The 14,864-nt window shown below is 56.7% G+C and carries 15 protein-coding genes, 1 tRNA gene and 1 pseudogene; 10 read left to right on the top strand and 7 right to left on the bottom strand.

Features of this window, described 5'->3' with window-relative positions:
- Positions 1-2: 2 nt before the first annotated feature.
- From dsrP to cobA, 3 genes and pseudogenes are all read left to right on the top strand, one after another.
- On the top strand, positions 3-1,154 hold the full coding sequence (dsrP, locus tag NY406_RS10440; protein ID WP_260534213.1) for a sulfate reduction electron transfer complex DsrMKJOP subunit DsrP: 1,152 nt from the start codon (positions 3-5) through the stop codon (positions 1,152-1,154).
- A 120-nt stretch (positions 1,155-1,274) separates the two neighbouring features.
- Positions 1,275-1,737 (top strand): annotated as a pseudogene (locus NY406_RS10435) (bifunctional precorrin-2 dehydrogenase/sirohydrochlorin ferrochelatase).
- Positions 1,738-1,758: 21 nt separating this feature from the next.
- Positions 1,759-3,144 carry a uroporphyrinogen-III C-methyltransferase gene (gene cobA, locus NY406_RS10430; RefSeq protein ID WP_260534211.1) on the top strand — a complete coding sequence of 462 codons (1,386 nt, stop codon included), beginning with the start codon at positions 1,759-1,761 and terminating at the stop codon, positions 3,142-3,144.
- Between the two features lie 256 nt (positions 3,145-3,400).
- Here cobA and NY406_RS10425 read toward each other — a convergent pair whose 3' ends face one another.
- From NY406_RS10425 to NY406_RS10405, 5 genes are all read right to left on the bottom strand, one after another.
- On the bottom strand, positions 3,401-3,700 hold the full coding sequence (locus tag NY406_RS10425; protein ID WP_260534209.1) for an ATP-dependent Clp protease adaptor ClpS: 300 nt from the start codon (positions 3,698-3,700) through the stop codon (positions 3,401-3,403).
- A gap of 73 nt (positions 3,701-3,773) precedes the next feature.
- A complete protein-coding gene (locus tag NY406_RS10420) occupies positions 3,774-4,721 on the bottom strand; it encodes an LD-carboxypeptidase (RefSeq protein WP_260534207.1) in 948 nt (315 codons plus the stop codon).
- A 69-nt stretch (positions 4,722-4,790) separates the two neighbouring features.
- On the bottom strand, positions 4,791-5,057 hold the full coding sequence (atpC, locus tag NY406_RS10415; RefSeq protein WP_260534205.1) for an ATP synthase F1 subunit epsilon: 267 nt from the start codon (positions 5,055-5,057) through the stop codon (positions 4,791-4,793).
- Between the two features lie 14 nt (positions 5,058-5,071).
- Entirely contained in the window at positions 5,072-6,460 is a 1,389-nt protein-coding gene (gene atpD, locus NY406_RS10410) for a F0F1 ATP synthase subunit beta (RefSeq protein ID WP_260534203.1), read from the bottom strand.
- A gap of 128 nt (positions 6,461-6,588) precedes the next feature.
- Positions 6,589-6,661, bottom strand: a tRNA-Thr gene (locus tag NY406_RS10405).
- A 191-nt stretch (positions 6,662-6,852) separates the two neighbouring features.
- Between NY406_RS10405 and NY406_RS10400 the strand changes: the two genes are divergently transcribed.
- Together NY406_RS10400 and NY406_RS10395 are read left to right on the top strand one after the other, a co-directional pair.
- Entirely contained in the window at positions 6,853-7,389 is a 537-nt protein-coding gene (locus NY406_RS10400) for a TlpA family protein disulfide reductase (RefSeq protein WP_260534201.1), read from the top strand.
- 143 nt (positions 7,390-7,532) lie between these two features.
- Positions 7,533-9,398, top strand: coding sequence for a phosphoenolpyruvate carboxykinase (GTP) (locus NY406_RS10395; RefSeq protein WP_260534199.1), 1,866 nt, complete (start codon positions 7,533-7,535; stop codon positions 9,396-9,398).
- Positions 9,399-9,501: 103 nt separating this feature from the next.
- On the opposite strand, the gene NY406_RS10390 is transcribed toward NY406_RS10395, so the two are convergent.
- Positions 9,502-9,939, bottom strand: a complete 438-nt coding sequence (locus NY406_RS10390; protein WP_260534197.1) for a hypothetical protein — start codon at positions 9,937-9,939, stop codon at positions 9,502-9,504.
- 1 nt (position 9,940) lies between these two features.
- On the opposite strand from NY406_RS10390, the gene NY406_RS10385 reads away from it, so the two are divergent.
- Complete coding sequence (locus NY406_RS10385; RefSeq protein ID WP_260534195.1) at positions 9,941-11,332, top strand: OmpP1/FadL family transporter; 1,392 nt, start codon at positions 9,941-9,943, stop codon at positions 11,330-11,332.
- 156 nt (positions 11,333-11,488) lie between these two features.
- Here NY406_RS10385 and NY406_RS10380 read toward each other — a convergent pair whose 3' ends face one another.
- Positions 11,489-11,701 (bottom strand): dodecin, encoded by a 213-nt coding sequence (locus NY406_RS10380; protein ID WP_260534193.1) that lies wholly within the window; start codon positions 11,699-11,701, stop codon positions 11,489-11,491.
- Between the two features lie 289 nt (positions 11,702-11,990).
- Between NY406_RS10380 and NY406_RS10375 the strand changes: the two genes are divergently transcribed.
- The 4 genes from NY406_RS10375 (at position 11,991) to mltG (ending at position 14,819) form a co-directional block, all read left to right on the top strand.
- A complete protein-coding gene (locus tag NY406_RS10375) occupies positions 11,991-12,200 on the top strand; it encodes a hypothetical protein (RefSeq protein WP_260534191.1) in 210 nt (69 codons plus the stop codon).
- A gap of 618 nt (positions 12,201-12,818) precedes the next feature.
- Complete coding sequence (locus NY406_RS10370; RefSeq protein ID WP_260534189.1) at positions 12,819-13,343, top strand: NYN domain-containing protein; 525 nt, start codon at positions 12,819-12,821, stop codon at positions 13,341-13,343.
- Between the two features lie 89 nt (positions 13,344-13,432).
- Positions 13,433-13,759, top strand: coding sequence for a chorismate mutase (locus tag NY406_RS10365; RefSeq protein ID WP_260534187.1), 327 nt, complete (start codon positions 13,433-13,435; stop codon positions 13,757-13,759).
- 13 nt (positions 13,760-13,772) lie between these two features.
- A complete protein-coding gene (mltG, locus tag NY406_RS10360) occupies positions 13,773-14,819 on the top strand; it encodes an endolytic transglycosylase MltG (RefSeq protein WP_260534185.1) in 1,047 nt (348 codons plus the stop codon).
- Positions 14,820-14,864: the final 45 nt, after the last annotated feature.

The raw sequence follows: 14,864 nt of genomic DNA, 5'->3' as shown, positions 1-14,864 counted from the left end.
CCATGATCGAGAAAGCGCTCAAAGGAGGCCGCGGCTACTGGACATGGGTAGCCATCCTGCTCGTTGTCATCGGGCTTGGAGTGTCGGCGTACGCCCGCCAGATGACCATCGGTCTCGGCGTCACCGGCATGGGCCGTGACATAAGCTGGGGCGTCTATATCGCCCAGTTCACCTTTCTGGTCGGTGTGGCCGCCTCGGCGGTGATGCTGGTGCTGCCTTACTACCTGCACAACCAGAAGGCATTTTCCAAAATCGTCATCGTCGGCGAGTTCCTCGCCGTTTCGGCAGCGCTCATGTGCATGTTGTTCATCCTCGCCGACATGGGCCGCCCCGACCGCGTGCTCAATGTGCTGCTCTATCCCTCTCCCCACTCGATGGTGTTCTGGGACGTGATGGTGCTCAACGGCTACCTCTTCCTGAACCTCATCAGCGGCTGGGCGGTGCTCGGCGCTGAACGCAAGGGCGTGGCTCCCGCGCCGTGGGTGAAGGCATTGATCTACATCTCGATTCCGTGGGCCTTCAGCATCCACACCGTCACGGCCTTTCTCTTCGCCGGTCTGCCGGGTCGCCATCTCTGGCTCACTGCAGTGCTCGCGCCCCGCTTTCTCGCCTCGGCCTTCGCCGCCGGTACGGCCATTCTGATTCTGCTCACTTTCATCCTCAAAAAGGTCGCCAAGTTCGACGCCGGTCAGGAGGCGCGCCTGAAGCTCGCCGTGCTCAGCTCCTACGCCGGGCTGGCTAACCTTTTCTTTCTCGGCACCGAGTTCTTCACGGCCTTCTACAGCAACATTCCTGCGCACAAGCACAGCTTGCAGTACCTTTTCTTTGGACTCGAAGGCCACGCGCCGCTCGTGCCCTGGATGTGGTTCTCGCTGATCACCGGCATCATCTCGGTGGGCATGCTGCTTTCGCCGCCGCTTCGCCGCAAGAACGGCGCGCTCATCGCGGCCTGCATCGGTCTGGTGGTCTCCATCTGGATCGACAAGGGCATGGGTCTCGTCTTCGGCGGATTCGTACCGACGCCGCTCGAAGCGATTGTGGACTACATGCCGACCGCCACTGAAATTTCGGTCACGCTCGGCATCTGGGCCATCGGCCTGCTTGTCCTGACCATGCTGCTCAAGACCGCCATCGCTGTCAAGACGCAGGAGTGAGCCTGCTGTATCCGGCGTGAAGTCGTTGTAAAACGGACGCCACCGTATCTCTTCACTGGCCCCGGCGCGGGAACTGAACCTGCGCCGGGGCCGTTGTTTATGGTCAAAATGGACGCATCTATGAAAGTGTTTCTGCCGCTCAACATCCGGGTAGACAACAAGAAGATTCTGTTCGTGGGCGGCGGCAAAATTGCCCAGCACAAGATTCAGACCATCGAGAAGTATACCCGGGACATCACCATCGTCTCTCCGGAGATCATCGACGAACTCAAGGGCAAGGGGTTTACGGAAATCTATAAAGAGTACGACTCCTCCGATCTCGATGGCGCGTTTCTGGTCTATGCCAGCACGAACGTCGAGGCGGTCAACCGCCGTGTGCGGGATGACGCTGAGGCGCGGGGCATCTTGGTGAACGTGGTGGATAACCGGGAACTATCCGGCTTTATCTCCCCGGCCATCATCAAAAAAAGGCGAGATGAGCGTCGCCGTCTCCTCGAACGGCCAGAACGTCAAAAAGTCCGTGGAGTGGCGCAACCGGCTTCGCGAGTTCGTCAACGAAACCTGGCCGGAAGACAATCAGTAATTTCGCAAGGAAGTATCCGCTATGACCGATTCAATCCATACAGAGCCGCAGGCCGCGGCAAAGAGAGGCTATGTCTATATCGCGGGCGCGGGGCCGGGCGATCCGGAGCTGCTCACGCTCAAGGCTGACCGGGCGCTGCGCGAGGCGGACGTGATCCTCTTCGACGACCTGGTGCTTCCCCAGATGCTCGAACCCTACAAGGCCGAGAAGATCTACACCGGCAAGCGCAAAGACAGCCACCATTTCGAGCAGGAGGAGATCAATCAGGAGATTGTGCGTCACGCGCTTTTAGGCCGCACGGTCGTGCGACTGAAGGGCGGCGACCCGTTCATCTTCGGGCGGGGTGGCGAGGAGATCGACACGCTGCGCCAGCATGGTATCGATTACGAGATCATTCCCGGCATTACGGCGGCGCACGGCGCGAGCGCCTACACCGAGATTCCGCTGACCATGCGCAAGGTCTCCTCATCGGTGGCCTTCTGCACCGGCCACCCGATCAGCCAGATTCAGGCGCCCGATACCGACACGATTGTTTATTACATGGTCGCCTCGTCGGTGCATGACGTGCTCGACGCGGTGGCGGCCAAGGGGCGGAGTGGCAGTACGATGGTGGCCGTGGTGCAGAACGCCACGCGCTACAACCAGAAGATTTTCACCGGCACGCTCGACGAGTTCCGCAAGCGCGAGCGGGCGGTTTACTCTCCGGCGCTGCTCATCATCGGCGACAACATCAGCCAGTTCATCGAGCAGAACTGGTATTCGCGCAAGAAGAAGGTGCTCATGACCGGCGACGCACCGAAAAAATATACGCCAGCCGACTACATCACCGTGCCCTTTCCATGCCAGCAGGTGGCGGGCGCTGACCTCGGCGCGGTGAAAGCCAGCATCGAGGGGATCGACCAGTTCTCGGTGCTCTTCTTCCAGAACCGCTTCGCCGTGCGCTACTTTTTCAAATATCTCTTCGAGCATGGCCGCGACGTCCGCCATCTGGCGCATTTGACCATCTGCGCCTCGAACCGCTCGGCGGCCACGGAGCTTCAGGAACACGGCATCATTGCCGATTGCCGACTCGAAGCGGAAACGCCGACCAGTATCGGCGAGATGCTGCGCGATCAGGGGCTGACGGGCCAGCGCATTCTCCTGCCGGGCGCGGAGCATGTTGATGAGCTGGCGGCCGCGCAGCTTCGCGAAGGCGGCAACGAGGTGACGCCGCTCGCCGTTTACGTGCACGGTGCGCAGGATCATGTCGAGAAGATCGACCTTGAATTCATCGATGAAATCTACTTTGCCTCGGCAGATTGCGTGAAAAAATTCAGGGAGATGTACGAAACGGTTCCGCCTGGAATCCTGATTACCCCCGCAGACGAACGCACTGCGGAAGAGGTAAGGCAGCAGTTCGGAAGATAGCTTTCGTCAAGGTGCAGCTATTGCCTCATTATCTCTCTTTGCGTCAATCAGGCCGTTAACGCCCCGAATTACTCGGGGCGTTTTCTGCGGGCCAGCATGGCGATGAAGAGCAGTAACATTGCGAGGTTCTTCGTGAACGTAGGTCAGCAATGGGCTGGATAGCGGTGCCGAACTGGATGATAAACAGGGGATGGGGTTTGAAAAAAGCGGAGAGGTGTGACTCCTCAGTCCAAGACACGGGCGCGTCACGAGAGCGTCATCCCGTCTGAATCTCGGTCTTCAGGGCGATCTCTTCGAGGATGGCGCTGACGCGGATGCAGTTGAACATTTCACCGGCATAGACGATCGAACGACCTTTGGTGTGCACCTCCCAGGTGTGCTTTTCGGCAATGGCTCGCGGACAGCGAACGGCTTTGATGATCTGGAAGATCACCTCGTCGAAGGTGTGATCGTCATCGTTGAAGAGCACCACGCGCCAGGAGTCGAGGGTATCGACATCGGCGACAAGCTCTTCTGTTCTGGTATCGGAATTGTTGCCTGCGGTCAACCGGATCATGATGATGGGTATCGGTTTGTCTGAAAAGTAAACGGTAATTTATAGTGCAGAAGGCTTTTCAGCAAGCCCGGCTTCAGCATGAGACGGGCGCATCCACAGCCCCGAACGCGAATCGTTCCGGTGAAATTTCCAGACGGCATCGGGCACCAATCGGCAGGGTCATCAGCTCCCGGATGTGGCCATAGGAGAGGCCGGTCATTACCGGCGCCCCTTCGTGCATCCGGTTCGTGTAATAGGTGAAAATCTTGTCGAAGCGGTAATCGCGGTTTTCGTCAGAGGGGCTCTTGCTGAACTGACCGAACATGAGGCCCCGGCACTTCTGCGCCAGACCGGCATTGAAGAGGTGAGAGAGCATCCGGTCTATCCGGTAGGCCGGTTCGTTGACATCTTCAGTGAATAGAATGCTCCCGCTGAACAATGGCAGGTAGGGCGTGCCAACCAGCGAGGAGAGCACCGACAGGTTGCCTCCAATAAGCCTTCCGGTGACGGCGCCGGGGCTGATGCAACTGATCGCGTGTTCGCTGAAATTGGTGAGGTGCTTCGAGTAACCCGGATCGGTCAGCATTCCCCAGAAATGTTCTTCAGTGTAGCTGCTGGGCGCGAAAAGTTCGGTAGCGGCCATGGGGCCGGAAAAGTTGACGAGACCGGTTTTTCTGAACACGGCCAGAGAGAGTGCCGTGATATCGGAATAGCCGACAAGGATTTTCGGATTGGCCGCAATCAGGGAGTAGTTGATGCGATCGAGCAAGCGAGTGGCTCCGGCTCCGCCCCGGAGGCAGAAGATGGCCCGGACGTCGCGGTCGGCGAACATCTGGTGAAGGTCATGCAGCTTGTACTGGTCGGTGTGGGCCGGATCGTGCTCCGCACGGTTCAGATAACGGGAGGTTCTGACCCTGTAGCCGCTGCGCTCAAGGTAGGTGACGGCACGGTCGATTTTTTCAGGCTCAGCGCAGGTCGAAGATGGTGAGATCAGGCCGATGACCTCTCCCCTGCGAAGGGCTTTGGGGATCAGAATTTTCATGAAAGCAAAAAACACCAGCAGCACGGGTAGGTACTGCTGATGTTTTTAATCTTTTTATGCTTCCGGGAGTCAGGAGACGTCCTCGGTCAGCAGAATTGCCTTGTTGCCACTCACTTCAAAAAATCCGCCGGCAATCTGAAAAGAGTCCTCGGAGCGGTCAGCAAGAGAAATCCTGACCTTGCCGCTTTTGAGCGCGGCGAGCAGAGGTGCGTGCCCTTTCAGCACCTGAAACAATCCGTTCAGGCCCGGAGCGATGACGCTGTTGATCTCTCCCGAAAAGAAGAGCTTCTGCGGCGTGACGATATCGAGTGTAAAGGCTTTGTCTGAACTTGCCATGTCTTGCCGTTGGTTTAGAGCGTTTTAGCTTTGGCGACAGCCTCTTCGATAGTGCCGACCAGGTAGAAGGCAGCTTCCGGTAGGTTGTCGTGACGGCCATCGATGATCTCCTTGAAGCCCTTGATGGTGTCTTCGAGCTTGACGTACTTGCCGGCAAGACCGGTGAAGGCCTCGGCAACGAAGAAGGGCTGCGACAGGAAGCGCTGCACCTTGCGGGCGCGGGCAACCACGAGTTTGTCATCGTCGCTCAGCTCGTCCATGCCGAGAATGGCGATGATGTCCTGAAGGTCTTTGTAGCGCTGGAGAATCTGCTTCACAGCCTGCGCAGTGTTGTAGTGATCGTCACCGACGACGTTCGGATCGAGGATTCGAGAGGTCGAGTCGAGCGGATCCACAGCCGGGTAGATGCCAAGCTCGGCAATCTGACGTGAGAGCACGGTCGTGGCGTCGAGGTGGGTGAATGCGGTGGCCGGAGCCGGGTCGGTAAGGTCATCGGCAGGGACGTAGATGGCCTGCACGGAGGTTACCGAACCTTTCTTGGTAGAGGTGATTCTGTCCTGAAGCTCACCCATCTCGGTGCTGAGGGTTGGCTGGTAGCCCACGGCGCTCGGCATACGGCCAAGAAGCGCAGACACCTCGGAACCTGCCTGGGTGAATCGGAAAATGTTGTCAATGAAGAGCAGCACGTCACGGCCCTCTTCATCACGGAAGTACTCGGCGATGCTGAGGCCGGTCAGGGCGACGCGTGCGCGTGCTCCTGGAGGCTCGTTCATCTGGCCGAAGACAAGCGCGGTCTTGTCGATAACGCCCGACTCCATCATCTCGTGCCAGAGGTCGTTTCCTTCACGGGTGCGCTCGCCGACGCCGGCAAACACGGAGTAACCCGACTGCTGCTTGGCGATATTGTTGATCAGCTCCATGATGAGCACGGTTTTACCGACGCCTGCGCCGCCGAACAAACCGGTCTTGCCGCCGCGAGAGTAAGGCTCCAGAAGGTCGATAACCTTGATGCCGGTTTCGAACATCTCGGCTTTGGTCGAAAGCTCGTCGAATTTGGGGGCGGTGCGGTGGATCGAGTAGGTTTTCTTCGCAGGAACAGCGCCTTTGCCGTCGATGGGATCGCCGACAACGTTCAGCATTCTGCCGAGCACCTCTCCGCCTACCGGTACCTGGATCGGCTTGCCGGTGTTGACGGCGCTCATGCCCCTGACCAGGCCGTCGGTGCCTTCCATGGCGATAGCGCGGACGCGCTCTTCACCAAGGTGCTGCTGGATTTCGAGTACCAGTTTCGAGCCGTCCTGACGGGTGACAGTGAGGGCGTCGAGAATAGATGGCAGTTGGCCTTCAGCGAAATCAACGTCAACGACAGGGCCGATGATCTGGGAAATCTTACCTTCTTGCATGGTGACAGTATGGAATTTTGGTTGCAATCAAACGTTTGGCGCCGGAATCACGAGACTCTTTTACTCAGGCTCTGTTCCGGTTTTCAGGCTCTGTTCCGGTTACCCGGCTCGGGTTCTCGGCATAAGCGAGCCACCTGAGGGACTTGAACCCACGACCTACTATTTACGAAACAGTTGCTCTACCAACTGAGCTAAGGTGGCTTGATACGGCTTTTCTTGCCTGCGGGCAAGAAAATTCGAGAAGAAATATAGCTTATTTGTTCTCAAAACACAAAGAAATATCAGGGGCGTATCAAGAGGCATAACGCAAGGATTCCTATATTCTGTGTCAGAACTATTTGTTGTGCATGATCATTAATTCGCTCAGGATTACCGTAACCAAAAGAACCGACATGAAAAGAATCACCTCCTCCTTTGCTGTCTTTATGGCCGCGCTCATGGTTTTCGCCGCATCGTTTACCTTTTCCGGACAAGCTGACGCCGCACCGATACCGGCTCCTTCATTTTCAGGCGTGACCGTGGATGGTAAGCCCTTCTCATCGGCCTCCCTCAAGGGCACGGCTTACATCGTCAACTTTTTCGCTACCTGGTGTCCGCCCTGCCGGTCTGAAATTCCCGATATGGTGCAGGTTCAGAAAGCGTGGGAGTCCAAGGGCTTCACTTTTGTCGGTATCGCGGTCAACGAACAGGAACCTTCGGTGAAGAACTTCATGAAAAGCAACGGCATGACCTGGCCGGTGATGATGGCCACTCCTGCTCTGATCAGAGCCTTCAACGGTTACATCGATGGCGGTATTACCGGAATCCCGACTACCTTTGTCGTGGATGCATCCGGAAAGCTGACCGGCGTGATTGTCGGCCCAAGAAGCAAAGCCGCGTTCGAGCAGCTCGTCAGTACGGCGCTGAAAGCCAAGGCGGTAAAAAAATGATCACGCAGGTATTCCGCTGTGTTGCACGTCTTAAGATGTCCACAGATGTTCAAGACTCCTGATTTCAGATGCCCCGGGGGAATGGCCTGCCGGGGCGTCCTGTTTGTGCCCTGCATCACTCAATAATCGCTTATCAGTCAATTATGCAATCCATAGAACTCAACGCTCCGTCTTACGCAAAGAACCTGAAACTTCTCCAGTGGGTCAGGGAGATCGCTGAACTGTGCACTCCGGATTCGGTTTACTGGTGTGACGGTTCGGAAGAGGAGTACAACCGCTTGTGCGGAGAGATGGTCGAAAGTGGCACTTTCATCAAACTGTCGGAAGAGAAGCGTCCGAACAGCTACCTCTGCCGTTCCGACCCCAGCGATGTGGCCAGGGTCGAGGATCGAACCTTCATTTGCAGCATCCGCCGCCAGGATGCCGGGCCGACCAACAACTGGGTTGCGCCAAAGGAGATGAAGACGACGCTCAACAAGCTCTTCGCAGGCTGTATGAAGGGGCGCACCATGTATGTTATACCGTTCAGCATGGGGCCGCTCGGCTCGCACATTGCGCACATCGGCGTGGAAATCACCGACTCGCCCTACGTCGTTACCAACATGCGGATCATGACGCGGATGGGCCGTCAGGTGCTGGAGCTGCTCGGCGAGGAGGCGGAGTTCGTGCCCTGCCTGCACTCGGTCGGCGCGCCGCTCGAACCGGGTCAGCAGGATGTTCCGTGGCCCTGCAACGACACCAAATACATCGTCCACTTCCCGGAGGAGCGCTCCATCGTCTCCTTCGGCAGCGGCTACGGCGGCAACGCGCTACTCGGCAAAAAGTGCTTCGCCTTGCGCATTGCCTCGTCGATGGCGCGTGACGAGGGGTGGCTCGCCGAGCACATGCTCATTCTCGGCGTCGAGTCGCCGGAGGGTGAAAAAGATTATGTGGCGGCGGCATTCCCCAGCGCCTGCGGCAAGACCAACTTCGCGATGATCATTCCGCCGGGCGAAATGGAGGGGTGGAAGATCACCACCGTCGGCGACGACATCGCCTGGATCAAGCAGGGCAAGGATGGGCGCCTCCACGCCATCAATCCGGAGTACGGCTTTTTTGGCGTGGCTCCGGGCACCTCGGACAAAAGCAATCCGAACGCAATGGCCACGCTGCACGCCAACTGCATTTTCACCAACGTGGCGTTGACCAATGACGGCGATGTCTGGTGGGAGGGCATGACCGATACGCCGCCAGACTTTCTCTTCGACTGGCAGGGCAAACCCTGGGTTCCCGACTGCGGCAGATCGGCGGCGCATCCGAACGCCCGCTTCACCGCTCCTGCCAGCCAGTGCCCGGTGATCGACCCCGAATGGGAAAATCCGGAAGGTGTGCCGATTTCGGCCTTCATTTTCGGCGGACGCCGGGGTGACACCATCCCCCTGGTCTATCAGTCCTCAAACTGGTATTACGGCGTTTACATGGCTGCGACGATGGGCTCGGAGAAGACCGCCGCCGCAGCGGGCAAGGTGGGCGACGTGCGCCGCGACCCTTTCGCCATGCTGCCCTTCTGCGGCTACCACATGGGTGACTACTTCAACCATTGGCTCCATGTCGGGCGAACGCTCTCCGATCCGCCGAGGATTTTCATCGTGAACTGGTTCCGCAAGGACGAGAACGGCAAGTTTCTCTGGCCCGGATTCAGCGACAACATGCGTGTGCTCAAGTGGATGATGGGGCGCGTGCACGGACGTTCCGGCGCAGTGGAAAGCCCGCTCGGCTGGATGCCGAGATATGAATCGCTCGACTGGCGGGGTCTGGACGGATTCACAAGAGACAAATTTTCAAAGCTCATGTCGGTGGATCGCGAAGCTTGGAAGCAGGAGCTTTTTTCGCACGAAGAGCTGCTTGAAAAGCTTTACGACAGGCTTCCGAAAGAGTTCACGCACATCCGGGAGCTGTTGCTTTCGACGCTCTGGATGTCTCCCGAGCACTGGGAGCTGGCCCCCGAGCGCTATACCGCCGAGCACTGAGAATCGGCGCAGTTTCACTGACACTCCAAAAGCGGGCAGCGATGCCCGCTTTTTTTATTGGATTGCGCCCTGATTTTTTAGGTATTGCTTTTTGGTAATGTTATCATATATTGATTTGGTTATATATTGATTTGGCTGGGTTTTTCTCGTTTCCGTTTTCATTTACCCCTGTATTTTTCCCCTCAGGCAATATTTGGGCGAGCAGGAAAACGGGAGATGCTGGCTCTCCGACCAGCTTCGCTTCGCTGATCAGGTTGTTTCGCTTTTCATTTTTTCCGGCGCAAATCCGGTTATGCAGTTTTTCATCCGTCCACAGACTCGGTTGCTTACGCGCGAGTCGCGGCAATAGAATCGAGCGCATTCCGGTTCGCTGAATCGCAATGGGCCAAACAGGTGTCCCGGAGCGAGCAGCGCTCCGGATATAATCAACCCGGCTATTCCTCAATCTGCCATGATCATTCGGCGCTTGCCCGCCTCCTTCGGGTTGCCAGATGTTGTGTGGATTGAGTTGGCCGTAAGCTTCTAACTTCAGCTCAGACATTATGATTCGAAAAACTGCATGTTCGGCTTTGGCTTTTCTTGTGCTTCTCGGAGCCTCGTCCGCTTTTGCGACCAATGGCATGAACCTCGAAGGGTACGGCCCGAAATCGATGGCGATGGGGGGCGCCGGTTCAGCCTATGACATAGGTAATTCAGCGGTTATGAATAATCCGGCCACTCTCGGATTTATGCAGGAGGGGACATCAAACGTCAGTTTTGGCTTGAGAGGATTGCATCCGCACATCAAGCTGGACAACAACGGCGTTACCGACAGGTCGGATGCGACCTCTTTCTTCATGCCCTCGATGTCCTACATGCGCCGGGACGGCAGGCTCAGTTATGGTGTCGCGATGCTTGCCCAAGGCGGCATGGGTACTGACTATGGAGATGACTCTCCTCTGTTCGGAATGGGCAGATCAATGAATGGCGACTTGGTTCCCATGAGCGGCAAGGACATCCGGAGCGAGGTCGGAGTGGGGCGCATCATGTTTCCGGTGGTCTACCATCTGACCGGCAAGACGACTGTTGGCGCATCGTTCGACGTGGTGATCGCCAGCATGGACTTGCAGATGGACATGGACGGCCAGCACCTGGCAGGTATGATGGCAGGCAATGGCGGTTCCGTCAGCGGTTCGCTGCTTAGCGCACTTGGCGGGTTTTCCGATGTCAATTACGCCCGGTTCGATTTTTCGAATAACTCTCCCTGGATAGGTCAAGCCAAGGGGTTTGGTACCGGCTTGAAATTCGGTTTTACGCATCAGTTCAGCAAAGTGGTCACCATCGGCGCGAGCTATCACACCCAGACGCGCCTCTCTGATCTGGAGACCGACAAGGCGACGGTTTCGTTTGCCGGAGATATTGCTGGCGGTCTGATAACTCAATCGCTTACCGGCAAAATCAAGGTGCGCAACTTCGAGTGGCCGGCAACCTTTGCTGCTGGTATCGCGCTCAATCCTTCTGATAAATGGATGATTGCCGGCGATGTGAAACTCATCGACTGGTCAACGGTCATGGACAAATTCGAGATGACCTTCATCGCCGACGACTCGAACCCTGGATTCGCCGGACAGAATCTCAACGTGAAGATGACGCAGGAGTGGAAGGATCAGACGATCTGGTCGGTCGGCGTGCAGTACAAGGCCACCGATAAACTCGCGCTGCGGGCTGGTGCCAGCTTTTCGACCAATCCGGTGCCGGACGAGTATCTCAATCCGCTCTTCCCGGCTATTACGACCAATCACTACACCTGTGGTTTCGGCTATCGCGTGAACGACGCCACCAGCGTTTCTGCCGCGTTCAGCTGGGCTCCCGAGGTCAAAGCCACCAATGGCGACCAGACGGTGATTTCGCACAGCCAGACCAACTGGGCTCTGGGCTTGACGCACATGTTGTGAGGAGGTATTGATCGGTAAAATAGAACGAAGGTGGAGTCTCCCGCTCCGTAAAGAATGTTAATCGTTGTGTGACGATGGCATAAACGCAGAAAGACTGCCTTGGCAATGACGCCCGGGCAGTCTCTCTTTACATGTAGTGTAATTCCCTTGCGTGGATCAGTTTTCGTCGAGGGTGAAACCTATCTTGCAGGTGACCTGCCAGTAGGCAATTTTCTGGTTCTCGACGTGGCAGCGGGTTTCGACCAGCTCGACCCAGCGGATGTTCCTGATGGTTTCAGCGGCTTTGACAACGGCGTTGTTCACCGCTTCTTCGATGCTGGTGGCCGAGGAACCGACGATTTCGAGTTTCTTATAGATGTGAGCGCTCATGGCGGTGTATGTGGTTGGTTATGTGAAGCAATGGATTGACCTTGAAGTACATCGAAGGACACCATACCTGAAAATAAGGCTCTGAATAAGAAAAAATTCCCCATGACCGATTTTTTCCTGAGAAATGGAGTGCGTGGCCAGTTTTCAGATGCATCGAGACGTCAGGAACGATCCCGCCGGGAGGCATTGTGTCCGGTTCGTGCGCAATGCGGATGGAGCAGAGGTCCGCGGGATATTGATGGTTTTCGGGACTATAAGTTTTTAGCCTTGTTCAAAAAACGTTAGCGTTATGAAAGGAGCAGAGGATTCTCCGTTTTTTTACCGGTGCCATCTCAAGGCTTCACGTAAAAAGCAGGATGGCAAGAGCGAAAGCGGCGTGCCGGAACGCCCCGGTCTCTTCTCGCGCTCCGACGAAGTCGATCCCGGCGGAACCGTCAGCAGGCTTGATTCGGTCGATTATCTCGAGCCTGACGTTTCCGGTAGCTTCAAGGGCGAGTGATGCCGCTTCGTCCGAACGCCCGGATGTTTATACGCCAATCACTCCATTTTCTTTTACTTTCGGGAGACAGCGCCTGACGAGCAAGAGAAAATCAGCCATTGCCGATGACGCACCCCATCAGTCACGGCGACAGCCGCCAGATGAATCTGTTACTGGACCGATCCTTCATCACCTCTTCGCCCTACTGGCAGGTCAAGGATTACGGCTGTGAGTGAGAGCGATATCCCGTCTTTTTCCATCTTTGCTCGGGAGCTTGATAGGATGGTCGATCTCCGGATCGAGTCGAGCATCCAAACGGAGCGGAATGCCTCACAAGGATCAATGGTGTAACCTCTGATGCCTGGAAACAGTCGCTGGAGATGTTGTCCTCTTGCCTGAAGAGTGAATGCTCAACAGCATGGAGAATCGTTTTCGGCCCGGCCTCAAACAACGTGACGAGCTTGTGTTTGCATCGATCATGCAGTGTTTTCTTTTTAATCCGACAGAACATGTTGTGTAAGCCGTTTTATGGCGTTTTTCCCTTGAGTTCGCGGGCTGATTGCTTTTTTCGACGTATCCTGCCTGTCAGCAGGAGGCGATATTTTCTGCTTTCGGAGAGCAAAAAACATCGAAAGAATCATGTCATCGAGTTACCGGGAGACCGTCGTTGACGGATACAATCTGATTCACAAGCTCGGAAAAGCCGGGGCTGGAGCGTCGATGGCTGATCTGCGGGAACGGCTCGAAGCGATGCTTGCCCGGTACCGGCAGAAAGCCCGGCGGCATGTCATTCTGGTTTATGATGGCGGCAGTGGGCCGAAACCATTGACCTTGACCGGAGCCGTCGACGTTACCTTCAGCGGCACCGTCACATCGGCTGACCGGTGGATTATTGATCATGTCCGTTCGCTGGGCGTGCGCGCCACCATGACGCTCGTCGTCAGCTCCGACCGGGAGATTCAGCGGTATTCGACGGCGTATGGCGCCAGGTGCATCGACTCGGAAACCTTTATCGATGAACTGGGAGCAATGGGCATCGCTATCGATGAAAACGGGCGCCAAAAAGGGCAACGGCACGGCGCTGGGATGAACAAAAGCGCTTCGGGGCCGCTCTCCGACAAGGAGGTCGATTACTGGCTCCGGCTCTTCGCCGGAAAGCGGTGAAGGCGATAATCTGCCTCTGTTTCTTGAGACAATTTGTTATACTACGGGGTTAATCGTTTAACCGACCCCCTTTAACCGACGACCGTATCATGTCCGAAAGCCGTGCAATGAACAATGATCACTGGCGGGAGCTTGAAGAATGGAGAGGCAAAATCGACGAGATCGACCGGCAGGTAGCTGCCCTCCTGTGCCAGCGTTTGCAGTTCGCCGGAAATATCAGCTCCGTAAAATCGAGGATGGGAGAGACCGTGCTTCAGCCGGAGCGTGAGAAAGAGGTGCTCATCAACGTCCTTACTCATACCGATTCACCCGCGATGAGCCAGGCGCTCGAAAGAATCTACCACTCCATTCTCAATGAATCGCGCCTCTTCCAGCAGGAGTGCAAGGATGGTCAGCAGAACCATTCCTCCCAATAAGTCATAAACCTTGATGCCTCCCAGAAAATCCCCCCTTCGTTCAACGGCGCTGAGGGTTATCTCGCTGGCCATTGTGGCTGTAGTCGTGACGCTTTTGTTTGTCCCCGGCATCAACTCTATGTCGCCGCAGAAGGCGCCAGCCAAAATCGCTGTCCACCGGGGGGAAGGATTCCGCCGCATTGTCGAAAAGCTGCACGAAGCCGGGGTGGTTCGCTTCCGCTGGCCACTGCTGGCCGCCGGAACGCTGATCCCGCCGCTGCACAAGATCAAGCCGGGCAGATACTCCATCTCCGGGAGCCACTCTACCATTGGTCTGCTCTGGTATCTCCATTCACGCCCGCAGGACGAAGTGCGGCTCATGATACCGAATGGCGTCGAACAGAGCAGAATTGCACGGATCATTGCCGCCAACCTCGATATCGACTCGACCGCATTCATTGCCGCCTCACGCGATCCGCGCCTGCTCGCCTCGCTGGGCATCAAAGGCGAGAGCACCGAGGGTTATCTTTTTCCCGGCACGTACAACTTCGCCTGGGCCAGCACACCCAAAGAGGTGATCGCTTTTCTCACGGGCCGCTTCCGGGCATTCTACACCGACAGCCTGAAGCAGGAGGCAAAAAGGGCGGGTCTCGACGAAACCCGTCTGCTCACACTGGCATCGATTGTCGAAGCCGAGACGCCACTTGATGAGGAAAAACCGGTCATCGCCAGCGTCTATCTGAACCGCCTGAAAAAAAACATGCGCTTGCAGGCCGATCCCACGGTGCAATACGCCATTCCGGGCGAGAGTCGGCCACTCTACTACAAGGATCTCGCTATCGACTCGCCGTACAACACCTACCGGAACGCAGGACTGCCGCCGGGGCCAATCTGCAATCCCGGAGCGGCGTCGATTCGCGCGGTGCTGAATCCGGCGCAGACCGGTTACCTGTACTTCGTCGCAACTGGCCAAGGGGGCCACACTTTCGCCACGACGCTTGCCGAACATGCCCGGAACGTCCAGCGCTACCGTGCCGCCAGAAAAGAGCAGCAAAAGAACGCCAGTGGCAGCACGCCGTGACGAATCGCTCCGGGTATGCCGCAGATGTTGGATATTATGTATATT

The sequence above is a fragment of the Chlorobaculum sp. MV4-Y genome (genome assembly GCF_025244685.1).
Lineage (GTDB): Bacteria > Bacteroidota > Chlorobiia > Chlorobiales > Chlorobiaceae > Chlorobaculum.
The sequence above is the reverse complement of the archived record's forward strand: the minus strand, read 5'-3'. Positions and strand labels throughout refer to the sequence as shown.

Bases quoted from the DNA above. Each gene is read 5' to 3' on its own strand.
- NY406_RS10375 (WP_260534191.1), top strand. From the start codon at position 11,991: ATGAAAGGAGCAGAGGATTCTCCGTTTTTTTACCGGTGCCATCTCAAG.
- NY406_RS10400 (WP_260534201.1), top strand. From the start codon at position 6,853: ATGAAAAGAATCACCTCCTCCTTTGCTGTCTTTATGGCCGCGCTCATG.
- NY406_RS10385 (WP_260534195.1), top strand. From the start codon at position 9,941: ATGATTCGAAAAACTGCATGTTCGGCTTTGGCTTTTCTTGTGCTTCTC.
- dsrP (WP_260534213.1), top strand. From the start codon at position 3: ATGATCGAGAAAGCGCTCAAAGGAGGCCGCGGCTACTGGACATGGGTA.
- NY406_RS10370 (WP_260534189.1), top strand. From the start codon at position 12,819: ATGTCATCGAGTTACCGGGAGACCGTCGTTGACGGATACAATCTGATT.
- NY406_RS10425 (WP_260534209.1), bottom strand. From the start codon at position 3,700: ATGATCCGGTTGACCGCAGGCAACAATTCCGATACCAGAACAGAAGAG.
- atpD (WP_260534203.1), bottom strand. From the start codon at position 6,460: ATGCAAGAAGGTAAGATTTCCCAGATCATCGGCCCTGTCGTTGACGTT.
- cobA (WP_260534211.1), top strand. From the start codon at position 1,759: ATGACCGATTCAATCCATACAGAGCCGCAGGCCGCGGCAAAGAGAGGC.
- NY406_RS10365 (WP_260534187.1), top strand. From the start codon at position 13,433: ATGTCCGAAAGCCGTGCAATGAACAATGATCACTGGCGGGAGCTTGAA.
- NY406_RS10380 (WP_260534193.1), bottom strand. From the start codon at position 11,701: ATGAGCGCTCACATCTATAAGAAACTCGAAATCGTCGGTTCCTCGGCC.
- mltG (WP_260534185.1), top strand. From the start codon at position 13,773: ATGCCTCCCAGAAAATCCCCCCTTCGTTCAACGGCGCTGAGGGTTATC.
- NY406_RS10395 (WP_260534199.1), top strand. From the start codon at position 7,533: ATGCAATCCATAGAACTCAACGCTCCGTCTTACGCAAAGAACCTGAAA.
- atpC (WP_260534205.1), bottom strand. From the start codon at position 5,057: ATGGCAAGTTCAGACAAAGCCTTTACACTCGATATCGTCACGCCGCAG.
- NY406_RS10390 (WP_260534197.1), bottom strand. From the start codon at position 9,939: ATGTCTGAGCTGAAGTTAGAAGCTTACGGCCAACTCAATCCACACAAC.
- NY406_RS10420 (WP_260534207.1), bottom strand. From the start codon at position 4,721: ATGAAAATTCTGATCCCCAAAGCCCTTCGCAGGGGAGAGGTCATCGGC.